This is a genomic window from Dokdonella sp., assembly GCF_051958935.1.
Taxonomy (GTDB): domain Bacteria; phylum Pseudomonadota; class Gammaproteobacteria; order Xanthomonadales; family Rhodanobacteraceae; genus Dokdonella_A.
The window spans coordinates 20,633-44,971 of record NZ_JBQCFP010000018.1 but is presented as its reverse complement, the minus strand read 5'-3'; the positions used below and the strand labels follow the sequence as shown (position 1 = coordinate 44,971).

Genomic DNA, 24,339 nt, shown 5'->3' with positions numbered 1-24,339 from the left:
ATGGGGCGAGCCTGATGTTCGGCCTGCTGCGCCGCGCGAAACCGGTGCTCCTGCCGCCGCTGCGCGAACTGCGATGGGACGGCCGCGAACTGCAGCTCGCATGTTCACCGGGCGCACTCGCCGACGTCGCACTCGACCTCGATGGCTGCCCCTTCACGAGTATCGCCGTCGATGCCCGCGGCCATGCGCGCTGCGGGTTCGCGTTCGCGCCGTCGGGCACCGACGCGATCGAACTGTTGCCACGCGCCGGACGTGACGGTGCGGCGCTGGTCGCCGGCCCGCTGCACCTGCAGTTCGGCAAGGCCGGCCTCGCCGCCGCGTCCGCCGGTGCGCATCGCGCGTCGCTCGCGCCATTGGCGGCCTCGTGCCTCGTGCCGTTCGGGCGTGATGTCGCCGCGCGCGGGGTCGTGGTCGTCGTGCCGGTGCACGATGCACCCGAACTCGTCGAACGCTGCCTCGCGGCGTTGCGCGCGCACCTCGACGCGGCGACGCGCGTGATCGTCATCGACGATGCGAGCCGCGACCCCGCGATCGGTCCGCTGCTCGAGCGTGCCGTCGGCTTCGCGCGCGTGCTGCGCAACGACGTCAACCGCGGCTTCACCGCGACCGCGAATCGCGGCATCGCCGAAGCCGGGCGCGCCGACGTCGTGCTGCTCAATGCCGACACCGAAGTCGGGCCCCACTGGCTCGCCGGCCTGCGCCGCGCCGCGTACGCGGCGGACGACATCGCGAGCGCGACCGCGGTGTCGGACAACGCGGGCGCGTTCTCGGTGCCCGAACTCGAACAGTACAACCCGTTGCCACCCGGCTGGACGACCGAACACGCCGCCCGCGCGGCATGGCAAAGCGCGGGCCTCGCCTACCCGCAATTGCCGACCGGCAACGGCTTTTGCATGTACCTGCGCCGTGACGCGCTCGACGCGGCCGGCGTGCTCGACGAGGCCGCATTCCCGCAGGGTTATGGTGAGGAGAACGACTGGAGCCAGCGCGCCGCACGGCGCGGCCTGCGCCACGTGATCGCGGGCAACGTGTTCGTGCGCCATGCGCGCAGCGCGAGCTTCGGCGACGAACGGCGCCTCGCGCTCGGCCGCGCTGGAATGGCGGTGCTGCGCGAGCGCTGGCCGGACTACGAAAGCGATGTCGCGCGCATGCTGTATTCGTACGAGCGCCGCGTGCTCGACTGGCGCATGCGGCGCGTCCATGCCGACGCGCGTGCAGGCGCGGTGCCGCTGCGGCGTCTGCTCTGGGTCGGCGCGGGCGCCCCCGCGTGGCGCGACGCCGAGGTATGGAACCTGCGCGCGAACCGCTCGCGCAACGAACTCGTCCGCTCCGGCAAGGTCGTCGCCGCGAGCGAGTGGGCCGCACGCGATCCGGAGCCGTCGTATCGCGCGCTGTGGGACTGGCTGCAACTGCATGCGATCGAGGCGCTGCTCGTCGCCGAGCCGCGCGATTCGGTCGTGGAAATCCTCTGCGGTTTGCTCGGCATCGCGCGCGCGCGCGTCGGCGTGCCGTTCGCGGAGACTGCCGCGCAGGCGCTGCGCACGGCAGAATGGCTGCCCCCCGCACGCCTGCCGAGCGACCCCGCGCCATGAACCCGATCCGACGCGCCCTCGTCACCGGCAACAGCGGCCAGGATGGTGCGCTGCTCGCCGCGCGCCTGATCGCGGCCGGCAGCGACGTGGTCGGCACCCATCGTCCCGGCAGCGATGCGCCGAGCTGGCGCCTGCAGGAACTCGGCATCGCAGGCGCCGCGCGCCTGCGCAGGGTCGCGCTCGATCCGCGCGACGGCGACGCCTGCGCGCGGATCGTCGCCGAGCTGCAGCCGGATGCATTGTTCCATTGCGCCGGGCAGTCGCGTGTCGCCGATTCGTTCCGCGATCCGCGCGCGAGCGCACAAGCGAACGGCATGAGCACGCTCAACCTGCTCGAAGCCGTGCGTGCGCACGCGCCGGCCGCGCATTTCGTGCTCGCGGCGAGCGCGGAGATCTTCGGCGCGCCGGCGACCGCGCCGCAGGACGAATCGACGCCGCTCGCGGCACGCACGCCGTACGGCCTGTCGAAGCTGCATGCGCACGCGGCGGTCGGCACCTGGCGCGCGAGCTACGGCCTGCGCGCGTCGAGCGCGATCCTGGTCAACCACGAGTCGGAGCTGCGCGACGACGCGTTCGTCACGCGCAAGCTGAGCCGCGCGGTCGCTCGCATCGCGCTCGGGCGCGCCGCGGACGTCACCCTCGGCAACCTCGATGCGCGTCGCGATTTCGGGTATGCGCCCGACCACGTCGCCGCGATGGTCGCGATGGCCGCGCGCGCCGAACCCGCCGACTACGTGCTCGCGACCGGCCACGCGGCGAGCATCCGCGAGTTCGCGACGGCCGCATTCGCCGCCGCCGGCATCGTGCTCGACTGGTCCGGCGAAGGCCTCGCGGAAGTCGGTGTCGAACGCGGCAGCGGCGCCCAGCGCGTGCGCGTCGACGCGGCGTTCTTCCGCCCGGTCGACGCGCCGCTGCTGGTGGGAGATGCGGCGAAGGCGCGGCGCGATCTCGGCTTCGCACCGAGCGTCGACCTCGCCGGCCTCGCCCGCCGCATGGTCGAAGCCGACCTCGCCCGCGAGCGCGCGGGGTCGACATGAAGCAACAGCTTCAAACACGAAGCACATCGAGCACACGGAGAAGGGCTTTGGTCCTTCCTCGGTCTGCTTCGTGTTTCAGTCTTTTCCTTCACTGCCGATACGCGGCGAACGCATGCGCGTGATCTTCAACGTCGATGCCATCACCGCGCCGCTGACCGGGATCGGCCGCTATGCGCTGGAACTCGCGCGCGGGCTCGCGCGACACGAGGCGATCGAGGCGCTGCGCCTGTATTCCGCCTACCAGTGGGTCGACGATCCGGAGCATGCGCTCGGCGCGAACCGCACGATCGCCGCGGTGCGCCGACACGTGCCGTTCAAGGGCGCGGCGCTCGAGCTGTATACCCGGGTGCGCTCGGGACTGTTCCGCCTGCACGCGCGCGGCATGCGCGACTGGTTGCTGCACACGCCCAACTACGTGCTGATGCCGTTCGAAGGCGTCTCGCTGACGACCGTGCATGATCTTTCGTGGCTCAACCATCCCGAGACGCACCCGCCCGAGCGCGTGCGCTTCCTCGAGCGGCACCTGCCGCGTTCGCTCGAGCAGGCGGCCGCGGTGCTCACTGATTCGTGCTTCATCGCCGACGAGATCGTCGCGAAGCTCGGCGTGCCGCGCGCGAAGCTGCGCGTCGTGCCGCTCGGTGTCGACGCCGCGTACCGGCCGCGCTCGCGCGCGGAGTGCGCCGCCGCGCTCGCGCGCCATGGCCTCGGCGACCTCGAGTACCTGCTCGTGGTCGCGACGCAGGAGCCGCGCAAGAACCTCGCGCGGCTCGCGCGTGCGTACGCGGCGCTGCCGGCGCCGCTGCGCCGGCGACACCCGCTCGTCGTCGTCGGCGCGCGTGGCTGGCTGCAGGCGGAACTCGAGCGCGTGCTCGCGCCGCTCGAGGCCGCGGGCGAGGTGCGCCGGCACGGCAATGTCGACGAGGCCGACCTGCCGCTGCTGTACGCCGCCGCGCACGCGTTCGCGTTCCCTTCCCTGTACGAAGGCTTCGGGTTGCCCGTGCTCGAAGCGCTCGCGAGCGGCGTGCCCGTGCTCACCTCGGTCGGCTCCTCGCTCGCGGAGATCGTGCGCGGCGACGACGGCGATCTCGCGTTGTGCGTCGATCCGCTCGACGAAACGGCGCTGCGCGACGGTCTCGCGCGCCTGCTAGAGGATGCACCCTGGCGCGCGCGTGTTGCCGGCGCCGGCGTCGCGCGCGCGGCAGGCTACGCCTGGTCACGCTGCGTCGATGAAACGGTCGCGGTCTACCGCGAGGTGCTATAGGCTGCGACGATCCCTGTTGGAGTCGCCGATGGAACCCTCCTTTCGCCGGCGCCTGCTCGTCCTGATGTCGTGCGCGTTGCCGGCCATTGCCGCGACGGCGCAGGAAGAGCCGGCGTCGCCGCCACCGCCGGTACCCGCTGCGCTCGCGGCCGCCGCGCCGCCCGAGGCGCCGGTGTCCGCCGCCGCCGAGCGCATCTACGCCGACGTCCGCCCGAGCCTGCTGCAGATCCGCACCCTCGTCGCCGCGGCCGGGCGCCAGTCATCGATCGGCTCGGGCTTCCTCGTCGGCGCCGACGGCTTCGCGGTGACCAACTACCACGTGGTTTCGCAGTACGCGCTCGAGCCGGGCACCTACCGCCTCGAATACAAGCGGCCGGACGGCGCCGAAGGCACGCTCGCGCTCCTCGCGATCGACATAGCGAACGATCTCGCGGTCGTGCGCCTCGACGGCTCCGACCTGCCGCACCTCGCCTTCGATCCGCGCGCGGTCGAGGGTGAGTTGCCGCGTGGCGAGCGCGCCTACGCGATGGGCAATCCGCTCGATCTCGGCTTCACCATCGTCGAAGGCACCTGGAACGGCCTGGTCGAGCGCAGCTACAACGAGCGCGTGCACTTCACCGGCGCGATCAACCCGGGCATGAGCGGGGGCCCGGCGGTCGATGCGAGCGGTCGCGTGGTCGGCGTCAACGTCGCCAAGCGGCTCGACGGAGAGCTCGTGAGTTTCCTCGTGCCCGCACGCAAGGCGGCCGCGCTGGTCGAGCGCGCGCGCAGCGGGCCGCCGATCGGCATCGATGCCGTGCGCGAGGAGATCGACCGCCAGCTGCTCGATTGGCAGGCGGGGTTCTACGGCGCACTCATCGCCAAGGGCTGGCGTTCGACCGCGTTCGGTCCGTACCACGCGCCCGAGAGCGAGGCGCCCTGGTTCAACTGCTGGGCGCAGACCAATGCGGAGAAGACGCCCAAGCCACGCGCGCAGGTGGACGGTTCGACCTGCAGCACGCCGAGCGCGCTGTTCGTCGCCGAGGACATCCAGAGCGGCAGCGCGCAGTTCAGCCACGCCTACGTGCGCAGCAGCGACCTCAATTCGTTCCAGTTCGCGACGTTCGTCTCGCAGTTGCCGATCTACCGCTCCGCCGGCATGACCGGCTCGTCGCAGCGCAAGCGGCTGACCCGTCCCGAATGCGAGGAACGCTTCGTCGCCGCCTCGCCGACCGCGCCGGCGCTGCACGCGATCTGGTGCGCGCGCGCCTATCGCGACTTCGCCGACCTCTACGACGTCGCGTTGACCCTCGTCACGCAGGACCGCGATCGCGAGGCGCTCGTCTCGCGCCTGGTCGTGCAGGGCATCGCCTACGACAACGCGCTCACCCTCGGCCGCCGCTTCGTGGAGGGTGTCGCATGGACGAAGTGATCTGGATCGAGGTGCTGCCGCGCCACCGCGAGCACGCGCTGCGCCAGCGGGTCGGCACGCGCGTGCTCACGCTCGGCCGCGCGTGGGACAACGACATCGTACTCGATGATCCGCACGTCGCCGCCCACCACCTGCGCATCGAACGCGACGACGGAGGCGATTGGATCGCGCACGATCTCGGCAGCGTCAATGGCCTCTACGTCGAAGGCGAACGTGGCCGGCGCGAACGCGTCGTGCTCGCTTCGCACGTTTCCCTGCAGGTGGGCCACAGCCTCGTGCGACTGCATCGCGGCGACGAGGACGTCGCGCCGGAAACGCCGTTGCAGCGGCGCTCGCCGTGGCCGATCGCGCTCGTGCTGGCCGCTCTGGTCGTGCTCGTGGCGCTGGTGGAACTGTGGCGCGCTGAAACCGGCGAGCCGAAGCTGATCCGCTACGTCACCGGTGCGCTCGCGCTGGCCACCCTGCTCGCGCTGTGGACGGCCGCATGGGCGCTCGTGTCGCGCCTGTTCGCCGGCCATGCGCGTTTCGGTGCGCACCTGCTCGTCGCCGCAGGCGGCGTGCTCGCATACAGCCTGTACGACCCGTTCTGCGAGCTCGTCGCGTTCGCGCTGTCGTGGCCGGCACTGGCGCTGTATGCATGGGCAGGCGCCTGGATCGCGCTCGCCGCGACGTGTTTCGCCCACCTTCGCGTGGTCGGCAGCACGCGCCTGCGCTTCAAGGCGGTCGTCGTCGGCGCGCTGGCGACATTGGCGATCGGCACGCAGGCGCTGACGATCGCCGACCGCCGCGCGGAATGGGGACAGCCGATCGTGCTGCAGCGGCTCGCGCCGCCGTGGCTGCGACTCGCACCACCGCGAGAGCCCGCCGCGTTCTTCGACGGTGCCGCATCGCTCAAGGCGCGCCTCGACGAAGCGCGCAGCGAGGAGCCGGCCGGCGACGATGCGTCGGCGATGACGCTCGACTGACGTCCGCGCTCAGCGCGCAGGTCCGTCGAAGTCGAGGATCGAGATCGTGTCGTCGCGGCGCTCCGACGGCTTGGGCGGATGCAGCCATCGATGCCATGCCGCGGCGATGCGTGCACCGAGCGGCAGCGATGGCACCGACGAGGCCTTGGGTGCGAGCTCCGCACCGCCGACCGCATCGCGGCCGCTGGTCGGCGACGCCGCGTAGATGCGCACCTGGGCCGCCTTGGCGATGCCCGCTGGCGGTGCCACGCGGAAGCGCGGCTCGTGCACGACGTGCTCGGACGAGGCGAGCGTGCTTCCGTCCGTGCCGACCCAGTCGACCGTGACCTGCCCATCGAACGCGGCCTGCTTGAGGTCGACCAGCACGCCCGGATTCCAGCGATCGCCGTCGGGCACAGCGAGCAGCCCGCCGCGCGGCCGTTCGAGCACCACGGCCGGGTCGCCGAGCAGGTTGTACATCTCGACGAGCACGCGGTCGTTGGAACGCTTCTTCGCGCGCACGATCGCCTCGCCGATCGTAGCGCCGGGCTCGAGCAACTCCGCGATCACGTTCTTGCTGTACTCGGGGGACGGCGAGTTGCGCCACGATGCCGCGAATACCGCGATCGCACCCTTGTCCTTCTCGCGCAGGAAGCGCTCGCCGATCGAGTCCTCGGTCGGGTTGTCGAACGGCGCCGAATAGCAGGTCATCGACAGCACCATCGGCAGGCGGCTGCCGTTGCCGAGCCTGGACACGTCGTCGAGCGTGAACAGATCGTTGTTCTTGCGCAGGTCCGGCGGACCCGTGCGCCAGATGTAGCGGCCGCCATGGCCGATGAAATGCACCAGCAGGCGACCGGCATCGATGCCGTCGTGGATCGCGCGCTGGTGCACCGCGTTCTCGGTGACGTCCGGCTTGGCGTAGACCTTGTCGGCGAGGAAGCCTTCCTTGCCGAGCGCTTTGGCGATTTCGTCCGAGGCGCTCTGGAACGATCCGATCTCGTCGGCGATGAACATCACGTCGCGGCGCCACGCGCCGAGCTGCGGCTCGGAAAGATAGGCGATCGTCTTGTCCACGATCGCGCTCACTTCCGCCGGCTCGACCACCGGGAAGCGGCCGACCGCGACCACCGGATGCCAGTCGTCGCCGTCCACCGCACCGAACCAGTTGTCGCTCGCGGACTGGCCTTCCGGAGAAGGGAATTGCCAGGTCGGGATCAGGTTGCGGTCGGCGAGCTTCTTCGGCGGGTTCGCATACGTGCCGCCGGGCACCGCGCCGAAATGGCCGGGGAACAGCAGCTCGCGATCGGTCCACTTCGCGTAGGCGAGGTCGTTGTACGTCTCGTGGCGGATGTCGAAACTCGAATCGCCGACCAGCAACAGGAAGCGCGGCTTGCCGGGCCAGCGATGCCACGCAGCGTCCACGAGGTTGCGAATCGCCTGCGGGTGCGTGATGCCGTTGTTGTACTGGTCGTAGACGCTGTCGGTGTCGATCACGGCGACCGACAGGCCACGCTTGCGATGGAATTCGGCGAGCGGCTGGATCGCGTCGAGCAGGCGTGGGTGGGCGACGATGAGATAGTCGTAGCCGCGTCCCGGCTCGCGCCACTCCCTGCCGCGCACGGCGCGCAGGAACGTGGGCTTGGCCAAATCGCGCGAAGTCGCGGGAATCAGCGCGACACCCGCCGCGGCCGGTGCGTAGGCGAAACGGCGCGCGCCGATCGCGCGCGGCAGGCGCAGCACGCCGTCCTCGCCGTACAGCAGCGGTGCTTCTCCGCTCGCGCCCAGCGAGAGCATCGATGCCGCATCCGCGCGCACCGACAATGCGCCGCCGCCATCGAGATCGCCGCGGGCGGGGAAACGCGCCTCGATGTAGTTGAACATCACGACGTCGACGGCGACCTGGGTATCCGCCCACGGCAGCGTGCGCTTGGGTACGCGCATGACCAGCACGTTGCCGCGCGCCTTGAGCTCGGAGGCGGGCAGCTCGATCTCGCGTCGCACTTCGCCGCGGCCGTCCCACTGCTGCGTCGCCAGTGCCCGGCCGTTGAGCGTAAGCTCGACCGCGTGGTCGTTGATGGCGCCGACCGCGCCCTTGCGTGGACGCTCGAGCTCGGACAGCCCGCGGAAGGCGAGTGCGAGGTGCGCGGGTGCGCCGCTCGCGTCGAGGTCGGCGAGGTCGAAGCGCAGCTCGAACGGCTGCGGATCGACGTGCGTCAGCTTCGCCCACTGCCAGACGTCCGGTTCCTCGCCCGGCTTCTGCTGGGAAGGGTCGAGCCGGATCATCAGGTTTTCCTGCTCGAGGTGAAGGGTGCGCTCGAGCACGGCGCGTCCGGTTCCGCTGGCGTCGGCCACGCGCATGCGTTCGTGCGGGCCCGGGCTGGCGCCGAGCACGTACACATTGTTCACGCTGTAGGGGTCATACCAGCTTTCGGGTCCGTGCAGGGGAGCGCCGACCCATTCGACGTGATCGCCGTCGGCGAAGCGCGCGCCCCGCGCGACGACACGCAGCGGCACTTCCTTGCCGGCCTGGCGCAGCCACAGCTCGTCGGCGGCACAATCGGCGAGGCCGGGCTGGGCGGCGGCGATCGCTGCATGGTCCAGCGCGTAGACGCCGGCGTGCTCCAGTTCGACGTGGAGCTCGCCTTCGCACGCGACGGCGAACAGCGGGGCGAGCATGAGGAGGGGCGCGAGTGCGCGCCGGAGATGGCAGATCGGCATGGCGACGGGTCCGCGGAACGGCGCCCGCGCTGCTTTCCGAAACAGCGCAGGCTACCTGTCGGACCGCAGCGCCGCAACCGAGTTCACGCGGCGCCGCCGTAAAACCGCGCCAGCAGCGCCGCGACGGCGGGCTCGGCGCGCCCGAGCCCGGCGGGGTCGGAGAAATGCAGCTCGCTGACGACGGCGAAATACTCGTCCGCGCTCTCGGCGGCGTACGGATCGATGAAGGTGTCGCGGCCGCGGTCGACCGCCCGCACGAGGCGGTCGTAGCCGGCCTGCATCGCGGCGATCCAGTCGCGCCGGGCGATCGAGGGCGGCAATGCCGGCACGCCGTTCATCGCGCCGTCGAGCAGGTCGAGCTTGTGCGCCATTTCGTGGGCGACCACGTTGAAGCCGTCGAACGGATGCGCGAGGTCGGTCGCGACGTCGGCCCACGAGAGGATCAGCGGACCGCGTTCCCAGGCCTCGCCGATCAGCACGTCCTCGCCTTCGGTGACGACGCCGCTGTGCTCGTCGTGATGCTCGCGCTTCACGCGGAACTCGCCCGGATAGACGATCACCTCGCGCCACCCCGCCAGCGCGTCGCGGCCAAGGCGCAGCACGCACAGGCTCGCAAGCGCCGCGATCGCGAGCGCATGGGCGGGCTCGAGCACATGTCCGCCGGCTGCACTGAACGACTTGCGCGCGAGGAAATGTTCGACCAGCGCGCGCCAGGCATCGCGATCGCCGGCCTCGACGCGCGCGAACAGGTCGGACGATGCGAGCAGTGCATCCCAGTCGGCGTCGGCGATGCGGGCGGGTGGCTGCAGCGCATCGCGCAGCCGCGTCAGCCAGCGCATGATCGCGACGGACGCGGTACCGGGTTCCGCCTCATCGACCGTCGTGGGCCTGCACGGGATGAGCCCATCCTGGGCTCACTTGATGGCGCCGGGCACCAGCGATTGCCAGCGGTAGCTCGGGCGCTTCGGCGTCGCCGCGGCCGGGGCCGACGGATCGCCGCCGGCGATCGGTTTCGGCAGCGGGTCGGCCATCGCGGGGGCGGTGCTTTCGTCGGCGACGGTCTGTGCCGGGCGTGGCGTCACGTCGCTGCCGCGGACGGCGCGCGCGCCGGTGGACCCGCCGGAACCGCCACCGGTGTCGATGCGCTCGACCACGGTCGGGCAGGCCCTCGAATCGACCGTGTTGAGGGCGAGCAGCCCGGCGCCGCGCAGGGGTGCGCTCTGCGCGTGCGCGCCTGCGGCGGTCAGCGACCAGCCCAGGGCAGCGAGGATGATGGCGGTCTTGTTCATGGCAGGGTTCCCTGGCGTGCGGCCGAGGAAGCCGCAATGCTCGCACGATCCCGATCCCGACTCCAGTCGGCTCGCCGTCAGGGAAGCAGGAGTCGTGCCAGTGTCTTTCGGCACGGTCCCACCGCGGTGGGATCAGCGCGGTCGGTGTCCGTCGGACAGTGCCGGACACCCGCGGACAAGGGGGCGGACGCCTCCCCGCGCCGCCCACCCGCGCCGCCGCCGGCCCCGGCTACACTCAGGCTCCCTTCTGCGGACCGCGTGCGTGGCCGAATCCCGAACCAGCCGATCGACCGCTGCCGAGCCGAGTGCGCGCGCCGTACTCGCCGAACTCGGCGAGCACGCGATCTCCGGCAGCGCGCTCGCCGGGCGCCTCGGCGTGTCGCGCGCGGCCGTATGGAAGCAGGTCGAGCGCCTGCGCGAAGCAGGCGTGGGGATCCTGGCCCAGGCGGGCAGCGGCTACCGGCTCGCCGCGCCGCTCGAGTTGCTCGACGAGGCGACCCTGCTGCGCGCGCTGGCGCCGGCGACGCGCGCGCGTCTGGCCGAACTCGCCGTGCACTGGCAGATCGATTCGACCAGCAGCGAACTGCTGCGTCGAGCCGATCGCGATCCGCGTGACGTGATCGTGTGCCTCGCCGAGATGCAGACTGCCGGACGCGGCCGCCGCGGCCGCCGTTGGCACACGCCGCCCGGCGGCGGCATCGCGCTGTCGCTGCTCAAGCGTTTCGACGCGGGCATGGCTTCGCTCGCCGGGCTCAGCCTCGCCGTCGGCGTCGCCGCGGTCGAGGCACTCACCGCGTGCGGCATCGGCGAAGTCGCGCTCAAATGGCCGAACGATCTCGTCGCACGCGGCGCCAAGCTCGGCGGCATCCTCGTCGAGCTCGGCGGCGATGCACTCGGCCCCTGCCATGCAGTGATCGGGCTCGGCCTCAACCTGCGCCTCGGCGCCGCGGCCCGGGCGATCGATCAGGCAGCGATCGATCTCGCCGCGCTGGCGCCCGACCTGTCGCGTACGCGCATCGCCGCGAGCCTGATCGACCACCTCGTGGCTGCACTCGATTGCTTCGCCGCGCACGGTTTCGCCGCATTCGCCGCTGCCTACGCGCGCCACGACGCGCTCGACGGCCGCGACGTCGACGTCGTGCGTGGAACCGAACGGCGCCATGGCGTCGCGCGCGGCATCGACGCGCGCGGCGCGCTGCGCGTCGACTTCGGTGGTCGCGAGGAAGCCGTCGATGCGGGCGAAGTGAGCCTCAGGTTGCGCGCATGAAGCTGCTCGTCGACGTCGGCAACACGCGTCTCAAATGGGCGAGCGTCGCCGGCGATGCGCGCCTGCGGCCGGGCGGCGTGTTCGCGCACACGGAAGGGTCGCTCGTCGCGGAGCTGCGCCGCGAATGGGGTGCGCTCGCGCGCGTCGAGTCGGCCTGGGTCGCGAGCGTGGTCTCGAGCGCTCGCGAAGAGGAACTCGCCGCGTTCGTGCGCGAGCGCTTCGGGCTGCGCGCGCAGTTCGTGCGCAGTCCGGCCGTCGCACTCGGCGTGCGCAACGCCTACGCCGAACCGGAGCGACTCGGCGTCGACCGCTTCCTCGCGCTCGCCGCCGCGCATGCGCGTGAGGCGCGCCTGCAGGTGCTCGTCAGCGCGGGCACTGCGCTCACCGTGGATGCGCTCGATGCCGCTGGCCAGCATCTCGGCGGCCTCATCGTCGCGAGCCCGCTCGCGATGCGCCAGGCGATCGTCGCCGGCACCGCGCGCGTCGTTGCGCGCGGCGGCCAGCTGCGCGAGCGTCCGCGTTCGACCGCCGACGCGGTCGTCACCGGCTCGCTGTACGCCGCGGCCGGTGCCAACGAGCGCTTTAGCGCGAGCCTGGTATCGCCGGGCGAGGCAATGCCGCCGCTCCTCCTCGGCGGCGGCGGCGCCGACGAGCTCGAGCCGCTGCTTGGCCAGGTCGAGCGCGTGCACGACCTCGTGCTGCACGGGCTCGCGCTGTGGGCACGCGAAGCGGGTACGCCGGACGGCTGATGGTTCGCGTGGATCGGGTGCGCGTCGACCCGGTGCGTGTCGATTAGAATCGGCCGGTCATCGCGCACCCGAATCATCGCCATGTTCGTCCGCGTCCTGTTCATGCTGCTGCTCGCGCTGAATATCGGCGGCGCGTGCTGGCTCGCGTTCGCGAACCGACCGGTCGCGGAAGCGGCACCGGCGACCGATCCGGGCGTGCCGCGGCTGGAACTGCTCGCCGAGCGCGACGCCGACGACCATGCCGAGCTCGCGAGCGCGCCGGAAAGCCCGGCCGACCTCGCCAACGACCAGTGCCGCCGCTTCGGCCCGTTCCAGACCCAGGCCGATGCGCGCGCGGCAATGAACATCCTGACGCCGTCGACCAAGCGCATCCGCATGCGCGAGGAACGCGCGACGCAGACGCGCGGCTACTGGGTGTACCTGCCCGCGATGCCGACGCGCGAGCAGGCGCTCGCGACCGCGCGCGCGCTCGCCGCCAAGAGCGTGCACGACTACTACGTCGTCACCGCGGGCGACCAGCAGAACACGATCTCGCTCGGCTTGTTCCGCGACCAGGGCAACGCCGAGCGCCGCCGCGCCGAGATCGCCGCGCTCGGCTTCACCCCGAAGGTCAACGCGCGCACCGAAGACCTGCCCGTCTACTGGCTCGACTTCGCCCTCGCCGGCGCCGAGCCGGCCGACCTCGCGAGCCGCGTCGCCGGCGCGCACGATGCGCACATCGAGCAGACGCGCTGCCAGGCCTACTAGCAGGCTGTTGAAAAACAGCCTGCGGACGCGATCCAGGGATGGATCGCTCGCGAGTCGACGACGCACGTCGTTGAATCGCGGAAGCGAGTCCGGACATGCGCGGGACTCGCTGAGTTGAAAAAGCGCTGGATAGCGCCTTTTTCAACATCCTGCTAGCGCGGCTGTCCTCACCCGCCGGGGCCGCGCCGCGGGCCTCACCGGACGATGCTGCTAGAATCGGCCGCCCGTGCCGCTTTAGCTCAGTTGGTAGAGCAACCGCCTTGTAAGCGGTAGGTCATCCGTTCGAGTCGGATAAGCGGCACCACCCTTTCCCCCGCCTCGTACGTCGCTGCCGTCACGCATCGCTAACACGCGATCGTCTAGCGTAGTTGCATCGAGGAGCCCATGACGATGCGCCATCCGTTCGCGTTTTTCCGTCGCGTCCGTTGCAGCGGGATTTTCCTGCTCGCGTTCGCCGCGTCGGCGCATGCGGCTTCCGGCGAAGACGCCGAAATCACCCCATTGCAGGCCGAACTGGTCGCCGAACACGCGGCGCTCGTGCCGGGCGGTACGTCATCGCTCGGCGTGCGCCTGCGCCACGCGCCGCACTGGCACAGCTACTGGATCAACCCGGGCGATTCGGGACTGCCGACGACGCTCGCATGGTCCCCGCCGCCCGGATACGCCGCGGGCGAGGTCGAGTGGCCGGTGCCGAAGCGGTTCGGTGTCGGTGGCCTCTACAACATCGGTTACGAAGGCGACGTGCTGTTGCCGGTCGCGCTCAGCGTACCGGCCGATGCCGCGGTCGGATCGAACGTGCATCTCGCGGTGGCGGTGAAATGGCTCGCCTGCCGCGAGGAGTGCATCCCGGGCAAGGCGTCACTGTCGCTCGACCTGCCGGTGGCGGCGGAGCCACCACGCATCGATGCACGCTGGAGCGCCGCGTTCGCGCAGGCGCGGCTCGCGCAGCCGCAGGCGAGTGGATGGAGCGGCAGCGCGCACGATGACGGCGCGCGCATCGTCGTGCGCGTCGAGGGCACGAGCCTGCCACCCGCGTCGGCCGCGCTCGATGCGTTTGTCGCACAGCGCAAGGTGGTCGGCAACGCGCCGCCTTCGATCCGCCGCGAGGGCGATGCGCTGCTCGTCGAGACGGCGCGCAGCGAGTACTTCACGCAGGCGCCGGCGCAGCTCGATCTCGTCGTCACGACGACGGACGGGCGCACGCCGCGCGGCTGGCATGTGCGGGTGCCGTACGCGGCCGGAACCGCGTCGGCCCCTTGAGGTCCGAAATCCCCGTCGTTCCCTGCCGGAGTCCACGATGAAACCGATGTTCCTGTTCGCGCTGCTGTGCACCGTCGCCACGCCGCTGTCGGCCAAGCCGAGAGTCGGAGAGCCCGCGCCTGCGTTCAGCGCCATCGATACCCATGGGAAGACGCACGCGCTCGCCGACTATGCCGGCAGGACGGTCGTGCTCGAGTGGTCCAATCCGGATTGCCCGTTCGTGCGCAAGCACTACGGCGCGGGCAACCTGCAGAAGCAGCAGGCCGACGCGGCCGCGCAGGGCGTGGTGTGGTTCACGATCAATTCGGGCGCGGCAGGCAAGCAGGGCCACTTCGACGCGGCCGGGGCGAATGCATGGATCGCCAAGGTCGGGGCCAAGGCGAGCGCATACCTGCTCGACCCGGACGGCAAGGTGGGCCGCGCGTACGACGCGAAGACGACGCCGCACCTGTACGTCATCGATGGCGGCGGCGTGCTGCGCTACATGGGCGGCATCGACTCGATCCAGAGCGCCGACGCCGACGACATCGCGAAGGCGACCCAGTACGTGCCGCAGGTGCTCGCGGAACTCGCGGCCGGCAAGGCGGTGAGCGTGACGACGTCGGAACCGTACGGCTGCGCGGTCAAGTACGGCGCGTCCTGACGGTCGCCGGTGCAGGGCCGTCCGCGCCGAAACGGCGCGAGCGGCCTGCAGCGCCTACTCGATCCCGCGCACGGGCAGCTCGACGCGCTCGCCCGGGTCGTGGTCGAGGCGCACCTGGTGCGTCTGGCCGCGGTATTCGTAAACGACGTCGTAGGTGACGTCCTCGACCGGCTCCTTCACGGTGCGGCAGCGGCGCTCGGTCGTCGTGTAGGTGTCGCGGTCCTGCTGCCGCTGCTGGATCTTCTTGCCGGCATAGCCGCCGCCGACGGCGCCGGCGACGGTCGCGAGATCGCGTCCGCGCCCGCCGCCGACCTGATGGCCGATCACGCCACCGGCGACGGCGCCGAGCACGGTGCCGGCCACTTGCCGGTCATCCTTCGGCCGGTGCTTGTGCACGATGCGCTCGTCGCGGCATTCCTCGCGCTCGCGCGTCGTCGTCTGCTTGACGGGCTGCACGCTGATCACGTCCGCGTAACGGGGCGTGGCGCTGCCTGCATCTTGCGGGCGCGCAGGCGATGCGTCTGTGCTGTCGCCCGCGGGTGGTGCGGGCAGTTCGGCACGCGCGGACTGCGCCTGCGCGGCCGCCGCACCGGCATCGGGCAAGTCGCCATCGGGATTCCCTGCAGGAGGCAGGCTGCCGCGCGGTGCCGAGATCATCTCGCGCGCGGTGAGTCCTTCGTGCGGCGGTGCGTCCGTCGATGCCTGCGTGGACGCCGTTGCCGCGGGCGCATCGCCGGTGCTCGTGGCCGCCGGCTTGTCGCTGCACGCCGCCAGTGCGGCTGCGGCAGCGATCGCGATCGGCAGGCCGGATATCGTGCGGATGTTCATGATGGCGATCCAGAAATACCGTGGAGCCCAAGTTTAAGGCGGGACTTCACGGGATCGGCCGATGCGCGGATCGCCGTTCGGGTCGCGCTCAGGTAATGGTTCTGCAGGACAAACGACGACGCGGCGGCTCGAGCCCGAAGGTCGAGCGCACGCCGTGCGTGGGAGCGAATCCATAGAGTCGCGACGCTGTTCAGCCCTCAATTCCTGCGCGCCCGCGTAAACGCATCCGCGAAGGCGCTGTTCGTCGGCGCGGATGCGCTCGCCGGCTTGCGCGCGGAGCCATCGCGACGCGCATTGCGCTCGCCACCGCCGCGTTCGTCGCGTGCAGGACGCGCGCCGCGCGCCTCGCCGGGGACGTCGTCGAGGCGCATGCTGAGGGCGATGCGCTGGCGTTGCAGGTCGACCTCCATGACCTTGACCTTGACGATGTCGCCCGCCTTCACCGCCTCGCGTGGATCGCGCACGAACGTGTGAGACAGCGCCGAAACATGCACGAGGCCGTCCTGGTGCACGCCGATGTCGACGAAGGCGCCGAACGCGGCGACGTTGGTTACCCGGCCTTCGAGCACCATCCCGACGACGAGGTCCTTGAGGTCCTCGACGCCCTCGGCGAACGCGGGCGCGACGAAGCTCGGGCGCGGATCGCGGCCGGGCTTCTCGAGCTCGCGGATGATGTCGCGCACGGTTGGCACGCCGAAGCGTTCGTCGACGTAGTCTTCCGCGCGCAGGCTGCGCAGGAACGCGCCGTCGCCGATCACCTGCTTCACCTCGCGACCGCAGCGCGCGAGGATGCGTTCGACCACGGGATATGCTTCCGGATGCACGCCGCCCGCGTCGAGCGGGTTGTCGCCGTGCGGGATGCGCAGGAAACCGGCCGCCTGTTCGAACGCCTTGTCGCCGAGGCGCGGCACCTTCTTCAGCACCGCGCGCGTCGCGAACGCGCCGTGTTCATCCCGGTATTTGACGATGTTCTCGGCGACGCTGCCGCTGAGGCCGGCGACGCGCGCGAGCAGCGGCGCCGAGGCGGTGTTGACGTCGACACCGACCGCGTTGACGCAGTCCTCGACTTTCGCATCGAGCGCGCGCGCGAGTCGCGCCTGGTTGACGTCGTGCTGGTACTGGCCGACGCCGATCGCCTTCGGCTCGATCTTCACGAGTTCGGCGAGCGGGTCCTGCAGGCGTCGGGCGATGGACACTGCGCCACGCAGCGAGACGTCGAGCGTCGGGAATTCCTTCGCCGCGGTTTCCGACGCCGAATACACCGATGCGCCGGCTTCGCTGACGACGATCTTGGCGATCTTCGCGCGCTCGCCGAGTTTCTTGATGACTTCGCCGGCGAGCTTGTCGGTCTCGCGCGAGGCGGTGCCGTTGCCGATCGCGATGAGCTCGACGCCGTGTTTCAGGCACAGCGCGCCGAGTTCGGCGAGCGACTCGTTCCACTGCCGGCGCGGCTCGTGCGGATACACGGTCGTCGTCGCGAGCAGCTTGCCGGTCGCATCGACCACGGCGACCTTCACGCCGGTGCGGATGCCGGGATCCAGGCCCATGACCGCCTTCGGCCCCGCCGGTGCGGCGAGCAGCAGGTCCTTGAGGTTGTCGCCGAACACGCGGATCGCTTCCTCCTCGGCCGCTTCGCGCGCGCGCGAGAAGAGGTCGAGCGTGAGCGAGAGGTGCAGCTTCACGCGCCAGGCGAGGCGGCACGTCTCGAGCAGCCAGGCATCGGCGGCACGCCCGCGCGCGGCGATGCCGGCGTGCGCGGCGACGCGCGCTTCCGCCTCGGCGTGGCCCTGCTCGGCTTCCGCGGTCGGTACCAGTTCGAGCGCGAGCACGCCTTCATTGCGCGCGCGCATCAACGCGAGCAGGCGGTGCGACGGGATTTTCGCGATCGGTTCGGCATGGTCGAAGTAATCGCGGAACTTCGCGCCTTCGTTCTCCGTGCCTTCGACGACCTTGGCGCGGATCTGGCCCTTGCCCCAGGCCCATTCGCGCAGGCCGCCGACGAGCGCGGCGTCTTCCGCGAACGTCTCCATGAGGATCTGGCGCGCGCCGTCGAGCGCGGTCTTGACGTCCGGCACGCCCTTTTCGGCGTCGACGAACGCGGCCGCGCGCACGTCCGGCGCGACGGTCGGATCCTCGCGCAGGCCGAGCGCGAGCGGCTCGAGGCCCGCTTCGCGCGCGATCTGCGCCTTGGTGCGGCGCTTGGGCTTGTACGGCAGGTAGAGGTCCTCGAGCCGAGCCTTGGTGTCGGCCTCGAGGATCTGCGCCTTGAGCGCGTCGTCGAGCTTGCCCTGCTCCTCGATGCTCGCGAGGATGGCCGCGCGGCGATCCTCGAGCTCGCGCAGGTAACCGAGGCGTTCCTCGAGCAGGCGCAGCTGCGTGTCGTCGAGCCCGCCGGTGACTTCCTTGCGGTAGCGCGCGATGAACGGCACGGTGGCACCGCCGTCGAGGAGTTCCACCGCGGCCTTCACCTGTGCCGGTTGCGCGGCGATGTCCGCGGCGATGCGTTGTTCGATGCTCAGCATGGATCGTCCTGTGTCGCGACGGCGATCGCGCCGTGCACGAGGCCGCCGTGCCCGTTCGGGCGGGCGCTTGAGGGATTTCGTCGAGGGAGACGGATCGCGTCGGGACGCTTCCGCTCGTTTCACGCACGCGTGTGCGAGCGCCGTATCGTAGTAATGCCCCCGGTGCGGTCAAGGCTTGCGTTGCCGCGCGTTTCACGGTTGGCGCGCGGCGCCGCATCGCCCGCACGCACGAAGCGCGATCGCGATGTCACAGCGACAGCCGCACGCCCACCCATGCGCCGCGCGGCGCAGCGGGGCCGAGGAAGCGCGGATCGTCGAAGGCGTCGAATACCTCGCTCGCATCGCCGAGCGTGCCGAAGGTGACGTAGCGGCGATCGAATACGTTGTCCACGCGCGCGAACACGCTCGCGTGCGCATTGAGGCTCCATTCCGCGCGCAGGTTCACGACGGCCCAGCCGCCCGTGCGCGCCAAGCGGTTCGCCTCGTCGCCGCGCAGGTACTGCCCCGTGTTCGCGACCACGTCGCCACCGAGCGACCATGCAGGCGTGAACGCGAAATCGGCACCGAGCTTCACGCTCGCGCGCGGCAGGCCCGGGATGCGGTCGCCGCGCCGCACGGCGATGAGCCCGTCGTCGTCGGCATCCGGGTGATGCGCGCTGTTCTCGACGAACGCGCTGCGATAGGTCGCGTCGAGCCAGCTCGCGTTCGCATGCCACGCGAGGCGTCGCCCGAACGAGGTGCCGGAAATGCCCGCCTGGAGGCCCTGCCGGCGCGTGTCGCCGACATTGGCGAAGAAGCCTTCGTTCGACTGCGTGCCGCCGGTCGCCTGGAACAGGATGTCGTCGGTGTTGGTCGTGCGGAACGCGCCGACGCGCCAGTCGAGACGATCGCCGCCACGCGCGTCGACGAGCGCACCGCGCAGGCCGGCTTCCCAGCCCTTCGCGACGACCTGCTCGAGCGGCGGGTCGCTGAGGAACTGGTTCGGCAGCTTGCACGGCGCGTCCTCGTCCGCGCAGGTGAGCTCGACCGGCGTCGGCGCGCGCGTCGACTCGCTGTACCCCGCGTACGCATTCAGCGCGTCGCTCCAGCGCCAGGTGAATCCGGCGGCGGGGTTGATCCGCGAGAACCGGTGGCGGCCGTCGAGGTCGGGGTTCTCGCCGCCGGGATCGGTGATCGTCGTGCGCGTGTGGTTGCCGCGCGCGGACAGCGTGAGGGCGAGACGCTCGGTCAACGACAGCGTATCGGTGGCATACAGGCCGAGGCTGCGCGTGCGGCTGCGCACCGCGAGTGCGGCGTCGGGAATGAACAGCCCCGAGTCCGCCGAGGTATGGCGGTCGGCGTCGAGCATCGCCGCCTCCACCGCGGAATCGAAGCGCAGGCGACCGTCGTTCGCATCGAGGCCGACGACGAGCTGGTTCTCGCGCCCCGCGAGCGGCGCATCGATCGCGAGCTGCACCGTGGCGCCGTTGCTGCGCTGGCGGCGCCGGCTGATGTTGTTGATTGCGTCGAACGTCGCGGGCAGCGGCGCGCCATGCTGGTCGAGCACGGCTTCGCCGCCGTCGCACAGGATCGTGGCGTCGTCGTCGCACTCCTCGAAGTCGCTGCCGTCGCCGTTGTACGAACGCGTCGTCACCGCGCGATGGAACAGCGTGAACGAGAGCTTCGCGTGTTCGGAGACGTCGAGCGAGCCTTCGCCGCTCGCGAGGTCCATGCGGTTCGCGGTCTCGTCGGGCGCGGTGAATACGGCTTGCCAGCGCCCGGCGAGCTGCTGCACGGGCGCGGGGCCGTTGCCGGTGAGGTCGGTGTCGCCGTGGCCGAGGTGCAGGTCGAACGTCGCCGCATCGCCGCGCCACGACAACGTCCCGTAAAGGTTCTTCGCGTTCGACGGCGATGCGTCGCGCCAGCCGTCCTCGTCGAAGCGGCGACCCATGAGGTACCAGCCCCACGTGCCCGCGTTGCCGGCGGTCTCGAACGTCGCGTCGCTGCGGCCGAACGAGCCGCCGTAGAGCGAAACGCGCGTACCCGGATCGCTGAAGCCGCTCTTGGTGCGGATCGCGATCGCGCCGCCGAGCGTGTTGAGGCCGAAGATCGGGTTCGCTCCGGCGAACAGGCTCATGCGTTCGATCGCGGCGTCGGGCACGAGATCCCAGTTGACGGTGTCGCCGAACACTTCGTTGACGCGCACGCCGTCGAGGTAGACCGACAGGCCTTCCGCGCCACCGAGCAGCGGCGTCGCGGTGTAACCGCGGAACTGCAGGTCCGGCTGCAGCGGGCTGTTCTGCGCCGCATTGCTGCTCACGCCGGCGAGATGGCGGTCGAGGTAGTCGGCGAGGCCGGCGACCTGCGCGCGTGAGAACGCGGCGTCGTCCGTCGATTGCACGTCGTACGGCAGCTTCGCCGCGGGCAGCTCGGTGCCGGTCAGCGGCGTGACGCCGACGACGCGCACGAGGTCGAGCGCGTCGACGTCCTCGTCGCCGCGTTGCTGCGCGTTTAGGGCGCCCGCGCGCAGCAGCGCGAGCACGGCGAGGATGAGTGCGGCGCCGTGCCGCGTGCACTGCGCGAAGGGCATGCTCAGCCCCTGAGCACGCCGGATGCCCTGGCCGCGTGCGTCGCGATCGCGTCCATCAGCGGTGGCGACAGGCAGTCGTACGGTTCGAGGCCGAGCGACTTCAGCTGCGCGCGAACCCTGCCCATCTCGGCCGGATCGGCGCCGGCCTCGATGATCGACGACACGAACGCGGCGAACGTCGGCGGCGACCAGCCGGCCTGCGGCGACAGTTCCGTATGCACGAAGTCGAGGCCGTAAAACGGATGCTTCGTGTTCTCGATGCGGCCGTACATGTGCGTGCCGCACGCGCTGCAGGCATGGCGCAGGATCGTCTTCGCCGGATCGACGACGCGCAGCTTGTCGCCGTTCGCCGTAACCTCGACCTTGTCGCTCGGCACCACCGCGACCAACGAGAACAGCGCGCCCGCGGGTTTCCAGCACTGCGTGCATCCGCACACGTGGTTGTGCGCGGTCTGTGCCTTCAGCGCGACGATGACCGGATCGGACGCGCACCTGCACGCGAGCGTGCCGCCCGCGAAACCCGGCGCCGCGGGCGCGATCCCGCGGTCGACCGACGGATGGATTGCAACGGCCATGATGGCCTCCCGGTTGGAGTCAGCATCTACCACGTTGCCAAGCCGCGTCCCTGGCGAACCACTTTGCGCCGCGTGACGGCGACGACGCATCGGTGCGCCCGTCAGTCGGCCGATTCCGCCGCGCCGCCATTCCCGCGGAAGCGGGAATCCATTTTCGCTTCGACGGTTGCACCATCGCCTGCGCGCCCATGCCGGCGACCGCCGTCCCGCCGATGCCTAGTACCTGATGACGGACCGGATCACCTTGCCCTCGTGCATGAGATCGAACGCATGGTTGATCTGCTCGAGCGGCAGCTCCGCCGACACGAATTCGTCGATCTTCAACTCGCCGCTGAGGTAACGGTCGACGTAGCCCGGCAGCTGCGAGCGACCCTTGACGCCGCCGAACGCGGAACCGCGCCAGACGCGGCCGGTCACGAGCTGGAACGGCCTCGTCGAGATCTCCTGGCCCGCACCCGCGACGCCGATGATGATCGACTCGCCCCAGCCCTTGTGGCAGCACTCGAGCGCCGAACGCATGACGTTGACGTTGCCGATGCACTCGAACGAGTAGTCGACGCCGCCGTCGGTGAGCTCGACGATCACGTCCTGGATCGGGCGGTCGTAATCCTTCGGATTGACGAAATCGGTCGCGCCGAGTTGCCTCGCCATCTCGAACTTGTCCGGGTTCATGTCGATCGCGACGATGCGTGCGGCCTTCGCCATGACCGCGCCCTGGATCACCGACATGCCGATGCCGCCGAGGCCGAACACCGCGACGGTCGATCCGGGCGTCACCTTCGCGGTATTGAGCACCGCGCCGATGCCGGTCGTGATGCCGCAGCCGAGCAGGCAGACCTTGTCCAGCGGCGCGGCCGGATTGATCTTCGCGAGCGCGATCTCCGGCAGCACGGTGTGCTCGGAGAACGTGCTGCAGCCCATGTAGTGGAGGATCGGCTTGCCGTTGAGCGAGAAGCGCGAGGTGCCATCGGGCATGAGGCCCTTGCCCTGCGTCGCGCGGATCGCCTGGCACAGGTTGGTCTTGCCCGACGTGCAGAACTTGCACTGGCCGCATTCGGGCGTGTAGAGCGGGATCACGTGGTCGCCCGGTTTCACGCTGGTGACGCCCGGGCCGACTTCCTCGACGATGCCGCCGCCCTCGTGGCCGAGGATGACCGGGAACATGCCTTCGGGGTCGGCGCCCGACAGCGTGAATGCATCCGTATGGCAGACGCCGGTCGCGACGATGCGCACGAGCACTTCGCCGGCGCGCGGGCCTTCGAGGTCGACCTGCTCGATCGACAGCGGCTTGCCCGCTTCCCAGGCGACGGCGGCACGGGTCTTCATCGATCACCTCGCATGCAATGTGCGCCGGGCGGCGCGGACGCGCATTGTCGCGCCACGCGCCGGCGCCGCGAAAGGGGAGGCGCTCAGGGCGCGATCGCGATGCCCCAAGGCAGTTCTCCGACCGCGATTTCCTTCGTCACGTCGAACGTGCGCGTGTCGATCACGCTGACCGAGTTGGAGCGGCCGTTGGCGACGTAGAGCTTGCGCCCGTCCGGCGTGATCGCCATGTTCCACGGCCGCTTGCCGACCGGGATTTCGCGGATGACGACGCTGCTCGCGACGTCGATCACCGTCACGCTGCCGCTGCCGTTGGCGACGTACACCCGCTTGCCGTCGGGCGCGACGGTGACGCCGGCGGCGCGGTCGGCCGTCGCGATCGTCGCGACCTTGCGGCGCGCGGCGAAGTCGACGAGGTCGACGCCGTTGGCCGACTCCTGCGCGACGTAGAGCGTCGAGGAGCGCGGCAGGAACGCCGCGCCGCGCGGATGGCCCGCGGTCGCGATGGAGCCGACCGAGGCGCGCGTGGCGAGGTCGATCACGTCGAGGTCGTTCGAACCTTCGTTGCTGGTGACGAGGAACTTGCCGTCGGGCGAGAACTCGCAGTGTTCGGGATTGCGCCCGCGCACCTTGATGCGCGCGCTGATCGCGAGCGATGCCGCGTCGACGAGCAGCACCTGGTGCTGGCCCTCGGCGCAGATCGCGATCGTGCGGTCGTCCGGCGACAGCCGCACGCCCTCGGTATCCGCACCGATCGCGACCTTGCCGCGCACCTGGTCGGTCGCGGCATCGAGCACGACGAGCTGGTCGTGGCCGGCGTCGACGACGTAGAGCGTCTTGCCGCGCGCGTCGATGTCGAGCGCCTGCACGCGATCGCCGAGCGCGCCGCCGGCGGTCAGCGTGCGCACGACCGCGTCGGTCGCGGTGTCGATCACCGAAATCGAACCGCTCTTCTGGTTCGGCACGTAGGCGAGCGGCGCCGCCACGGCCGTGCCCGCGACGAGGAGCAGCGCAACGGCGAGCAGGCGCGGAAAAGGGGTGGACATCGCGGCTCCGGTACGACGGCAGGGGGGACACGATACGCGCTCGCGCGCGCCGTCGTCACCGTGTCGCCGGCGCCCTCGGCGCCGCGTGCGCATGGTTCGCCCGGATCCATGCGATCAGCTGCCAGGTTTCCTGCTCGCTGAGCGCGCTGCCGAGCGGCGGCATGTCGCCGGCGACCTTCTCGGCGCTGCCGCGCGCATAGCCGCGCGCGCGCATCGCCATGCTGCCTTCGCGGATCAGGTGGTAGAGCGTGGTGTCGTCGTCGCCGTAGACCCAGGCGTCGTTGACGAGCGGTGGGCACATGCCGCCGCCGCCGCTCGCGCCATGGCACGCCGCGCAGGCCTTGCCCGCGAACAGGGCCTGCCCGGCCGCGATCGCGGCGGCGTCGCCCTCGAGCGGGTTGCGCAGGCGCACGAGGCCGTGCTCGTTGCTGCCGCCGGCCTTGGCGGCGTCGCTCACGGCGGCGGGATCGGGCGATGACCCGCACGCTCCGAGCCCTGCGCTGCAGGCGAGCGCGAGCAGCGCGCCTCGTGCGGTGCGGCGCGGCGACACGCGGT

Annotated in this window: 20 protein-coding genes and 1 tRNA gene; 11 read left to right on the top strand and 10 right to left on the bottom strand. The window is 70.9% G+C overall.

What is annotated here, in order from left to right; translation table 11 throughout:
- Positions 1 to 14 precede the first annotated feature (14 nt).
- From ACTHK2_RS01660 to ACTHK2_RS01640, 5 genes are all read left to right on the top strand, one after another.
- Positions 15 to 1,592, top strand: a complete 1,578-nt coding sequence (locus ACTHK2_RS01660) for a glycosyltransferase family 2 protein (protein WP_440243937.1) — start codon at positions 15 to 17, stop codon at positions 1,590 to 1,592.
- On the top strand, positions 1,589 to 2,629 hold the full coding sequence (locus ACTHK2_RS01655; RefSeq protein WP_440243936.1) for a GDP-mannose 4,6-dehydratase: 1,041 nt from the start codon (positions 1,589 to 1,591) through the stop codon (positions 2,627 to 2,629). Before ACTHK2_RS01660 ends, ACTHK2_RS01655 begins: the two co-directional genes overlap by 4 nt.
- Before the next feature lie 112 nt (positions 2,630 to 2,741).
- A complete protein-coding gene (locus ACTHK2_RS01650) occupies positions 2,742 to 3,890 on the top strand; it encodes a glycosyltransferase family 4 protein (RefSeq protein WP_440243935.1) in 1,149 nt (382 codons plus the stop codon).
- 28 nt (positions 3,891 to 3,918) lie between these two features.
- Positions 3,919 to 5,301, top strand: coding sequence for a S1C family serine protease (locus tag ACTHK2_RS01645; RefSeq protein WP_440243934.1), 1,383 nt, complete (start codon positions 3,919 to 3,921; stop codon positions 5,299 to 5,301).
- The gene (locus tag ACTHK2_RS01640; RefSeq protein WP_440243933.1) at positions 5,289 to 6,266 is read left to right on the top strand and encodes an FHA domain-containing protein; all 978 of its coding nucleotides are present in this window, start codon (positions 5,289 to 5,291) and stop codon (positions 6,264 to 6,266) included. Before ACTHK2_RS01645 ends, ACTHK2_RS01640 begins: the two co-directional genes overlap by 13 nt.
- A 9-nt stretch (positions 6,267 to 6,275) precedes the next feature.
- On the opposite strand, the gene ACTHK2_RS01635 is transcribed toward ACTHK2_RS01640, so the two are convergent.
- From ACTHK2_RS01635 to ACTHK2_RS01625, 3 genes are all read right to left on the bottom strand, one after another.
- Positions 6,276 to 8,966: a C25 family cysteine peptidase gene (locus ACTHK2_RS01635; RefSeq protein ID WP_440243932.1), complete on the bottom strand. Its 2,691-nt coding sequence runs from the start codon at positions 8,964 to 8,966 to the stop codon at positions 6,276 to 6,278.
- An 83-nt stretch (positions 8,967 to 9,049) separates the two neighbouring features.
- The gene (locus ACTHK2_RS01630; protein WP_440244025.1) at positions 9,050 to 9,808 is read right to left on the bottom strand and encodes a zinc-dependent peptidase; all 759 of its coding nucleotides are present in this window, start codon (positions 9,806 to 9,808) and stop codon (positions 9,050 to 9,052) included.
- Positions 9,809 to 9,880: 72 nt separating this feature from the next.
- A complete protein-coding gene (locus ACTHK2_RS01625; RefSeq protein WP_440243930.1) occupies positions 9,881 to 10,255 on the bottom strand; it encodes a hypothetical protein in 375 nt (124 codons plus the stop codon).
- A 262-nt stretch (positions 10,256 to 10,517) separates the two neighbouring features.
- Here ACTHK2_RS01625 and ACTHK2_RS01620 point away from each other — a divergent pair, with 262 nt between their 5' ends.
- The 6 genes from ACTHK2_RS01620 to ACTHK2_RS01595 all read left to right on the top strand — a co-directional run bounded on the left by ACTHK2_RS01620 (position 10,518) and on the right by ACTHK2_RS01595 (position 14,921).
- The gene (locus ACTHK2_RS01620; protein WP_440243929.1) at positions 10,518 to 11,522 is read left to right on the top strand and encodes a biotin--[acetyl-CoA-carboxylase] ligase; all 1,005 of its coding nucleotides are present in this window, start codon (positions 10,518 to 10,520) and stop codon (positions 11,520 to 11,522) included.
- Positions 11,519 to 12,271 carry a type III pantothenate kinase gene (locus ACTHK2_RS01615; protein WP_440243928.1) on the top strand — a complete coding sequence of 251 codons (753 nt, stop codon included), beginning with the start codon at positions 11,519 to 11,521 and terminating at the stop codon, positions 12,269 to 12,271. Before ACTHK2_RS01620 ends, ACTHK2_RS01615 begins: the two co-directional genes overlap by 4 nt.
- Positions 12,272 to 12,352: 81 nt before the next feature.
- Entirely contained in the window at positions 12,353 to 13,018 is a 666-nt protein-coding gene (locus ACTHK2_RS01610) for an SPOR domain-containing protein (protein ID WP_440243927.1), read from the top strand.
- Between the two features lie 228 nt (positions 13,019 to 13,246).
- Positions 13,247 to 13,322, top strand: a tRNA-Thr gene (locus tag ACTHK2_RS01605).
- Between the two features lie 80 nt (positions 13,323 to 13,402).
- Entirely contained in the window at positions 13,403 to 14,278 is an 876-nt protein-coding gene (locus tag ACTHK2_RS01600; protein WP_440243926.1) for a protein-disulfide reductase DsbD domain-containing protein, read from the top strand.
- Positions 14,279 to 14,315: 37 nt separating this feature from the next.
- The gene (locus tag ACTHK2_RS01595) at positions 14,316 to 14,921 is read left to right on the top strand and encodes a redoxin domain-containing protein (RefSeq protein WP_440243924.1); all 606 of its coding nucleotides are present in this window, start codon (positions 14,316 to 14,318) and stop codon (positions 14,919 to 14,921) included.
- A gap of 54 nt (positions 14,922 to 14,975) precedes the next feature.
- Here ACTHK2_RS01595 and ACTHK2_RS01590 read toward each other — a convergent pair whose 3' ends face one another.
- The 7 genes from ACTHK2_RS01590 to ACTHK2_RS01560 all read right to left on the bottom strand — a co-directional run bounded on the left by ACTHK2_RS01590 (position 14,976) and on the right by ACTHK2_RS01560 (position 24,241).
- Positions 14,976 to 15,749 (bottom strand): glycine zipper 2TM domain-containing protein, encoded by a 774-nt coding sequence (locus ACTHK2_RS01590; RefSeq protein WP_440243923.1) that lies wholly within the window; start codon positions 15,747 to 15,749, stop codon positions 14,976 to 14,978.
- Positions 15,750 to 15,946: 197 nt separating this feature from the next.
- Positions 15,947 to 18,271, bottom strand: a complete 2,325-nt coding sequence (locus tag ACTHK2_RS01585; RefSeq protein WP_440243922.1) for a Tex family protein — start codon at positions 18,269 to 18,271, stop codon at positions 15,947 to 15,949.
- Between the two features lie 247 nt (positions 18,272 to 18,518).
- Positions 18,519 to 20,840, bottom strand: a complete 2,322-nt coding sequence (locus ACTHK2_RS01580) for a TonB-dependent receptor (RefSeq protein WP_440243921.1) — start codon at positions 20,838 to 20,840, stop codon at positions 18,519 to 18,521.
- A 2-nt stretch (positions 20,841 to 20,842) separates the two neighbouring features.
- Positions 20,843 to 21,415 (bottom strand): S-(hydroxymethyl)glutathione synthase, encoded by a 573-nt coding sequence (gene gfa, locus ACTHK2_RS01575; RefSeq protein WP_440243920.1) that lies wholly within the window; start codon positions 21,413 to 21,415, stop codon positions 20,843 to 20,845.
- Positions 21,416 to 21,631: 216 nt separating this feature from the next.
- Positions 21,632 to 22,741, bottom strand: a complete 1,110-nt coding sequence (locus ACTHK2_RS01570; RefSeq protein WP_440243919.1) for an S-(hydroxymethyl)glutathione dehydrogenase/class III alcohol dehydrogenase — start codon at positions 22,739 to 22,741, stop codon at positions 21,632 to 21,634.
- A gap of 83 nt (positions 22,742 to 22,824) precedes the next feature.
- Entirely contained in the window at positions 22,825 to 23,784 is a 960-nt protein-coding gene (locus ACTHK2_RS01565; RefSeq protein WP_440243918.1) for a beta-propeller fold lactonase family protein, read from the bottom strand.
- A gap of 55 nt (positions 23,785 to 23,839) precedes the next feature.
- Positions 23,840 to 24,241 carry a c-type cytochrome gene (locus ACTHK2_RS01560; RefSeq protein WP_440243917.1) on the bottom strand — a complete coding sequence of 134 codons (402 nt, stop codon included), beginning with the start codon at positions 24,239 to 24,241 and terminating at the stop codon, positions 23,840 to 23,842.
- Positions 24,242 to 24,339 lie beyond the last annotated feature (98 nt).

Excerpts from the sequence above, each read along its gene's own strand:
- ACTHK2_RS01625 (WP_440243930.1), bottom strand. The coding sequence starts at position 10,255 with ATGAACAAGACCGCCATCATCCTCGCTGCCCTGGGCTGGTCGCTGACC.
- ACTHK2_RS01660 (WP_440243937.1), top strand. The coding sequence starts at position 15 with ATGTTCGGCCTGCTGCGCCGCGCGAAACCGGTGCTCCTGCCGCCGCTG.
- ACTHK2_RS01655 (WP_440243936.1), top strand. The coding sequence starts at position 1,589 with ATGAACCCGATCCGACGCGCCCTCGTCACCGGCAACAGCGGCCAGGAT.
- ACTHK2_RS01615 (WP_440243928.1), top strand. The coding sequence starts at position 11,519 with ATGAAGCTGCTCGTCGACGTCGGCAACACGCGTCTCAAATGGGCGAGC.
- ACTHK2_RS01595 (WP_440243924.1), top strand. The coding sequence starts at position 14,316 with ATGAAACCGATGTTCCTGTTCGCGCTGCTGTGCACCGTCGCCACGCCG.
- ACTHK2_RS01645 (WP_440243934.1), top strand. The coding sequence starts at position 3,919 with ATGGAACCCTCCTTTCGCCGGCGCCTGCTCGTCCTGATGTCGTGCGCG.
- ACTHK2_RS01610 (WP_440243927.1), top strand. The coding sequence starts at position 12,353 with ATGTTCGTCCGCGTCCTGTTCATGCTGCTGCTCGCGCTGAATATCGGC.
- ACTHK2_RS01565 (WP_440243918.1), bottom strand. The coding sequence starts at position 23,784 with ATGTCCACCCCTTTTCCGCGCCTGCTCGCCGTTGCGCTGCTCCTCGTC.
- ACTHK2_RS01580 (WP_440243921.1), bottom strand. The coding sequence starts at position 20,840 with ATGCCCTTCGCGCAGTGCACGCGGCACGGCGCCGCACTCATCCTCGCC.
- gfa (WP_440243920.1), bottom strand. The coding sequence starts at position 21,415 with ATGGCCGTTGCAATCCATCCGTCGGTCGACCGCGGGATCGCGCCCGCG.
- ACTHK2_RS01650 (WP_440243935.1), top strand. The coding sequence starts at position 2,742 with ATGCGCGTGATCTTCAACGTCGATGCCATCACCGCGCCGCTGACCGGG.
- ACTHK2_RS01585 (WP_440243922.1), bottom strand. The coding sequence starts at position 18,271 with ATGCTGAGCATCGAACAACGCATCGCCGCGGACATCGCCGCGCAACCG.
- ACTHK2_RS01590 (WP_440243923.1), bottom strand. The coding sequence starts at position 15,749 with ATGAACATCCGCACGATATCCGGCCTGCCGATCGCGATCGCTGCCGCA.
- ACTHK2_RS01635 (WP_440243932.1), bottom strand. The coding sequence starts at position 8,966 with ATGCCGATCTGCCATCTCCGGCGCGCACTCGCGCCCCTCCTCATGCTC.
- ACTHK2_RS01570 (WP_440243919.1), bottom strand. The coding sequence starts at position 22,741 with ATGAAGACCCGTGCCGCCGTCGCCTGGGAAGCGGGCAAGCCGCTGTCG.
- ACTHK2_RS01600 (WP_440243926.1), top strand. The coding sequence starts at position 13,403 with ATGACGATGCGCCATCCGTTCGCGTTTTTCCGTCGCGTCCGTTGCAGC.
- ACTHK2_RS01640 (WP_440243933.1), top strand. The coding sequence starts at position 5,289 with ATGGACGAAGTGATCTGGATCGAGGTGCTGCCGCGCCACCGCGAGCAC.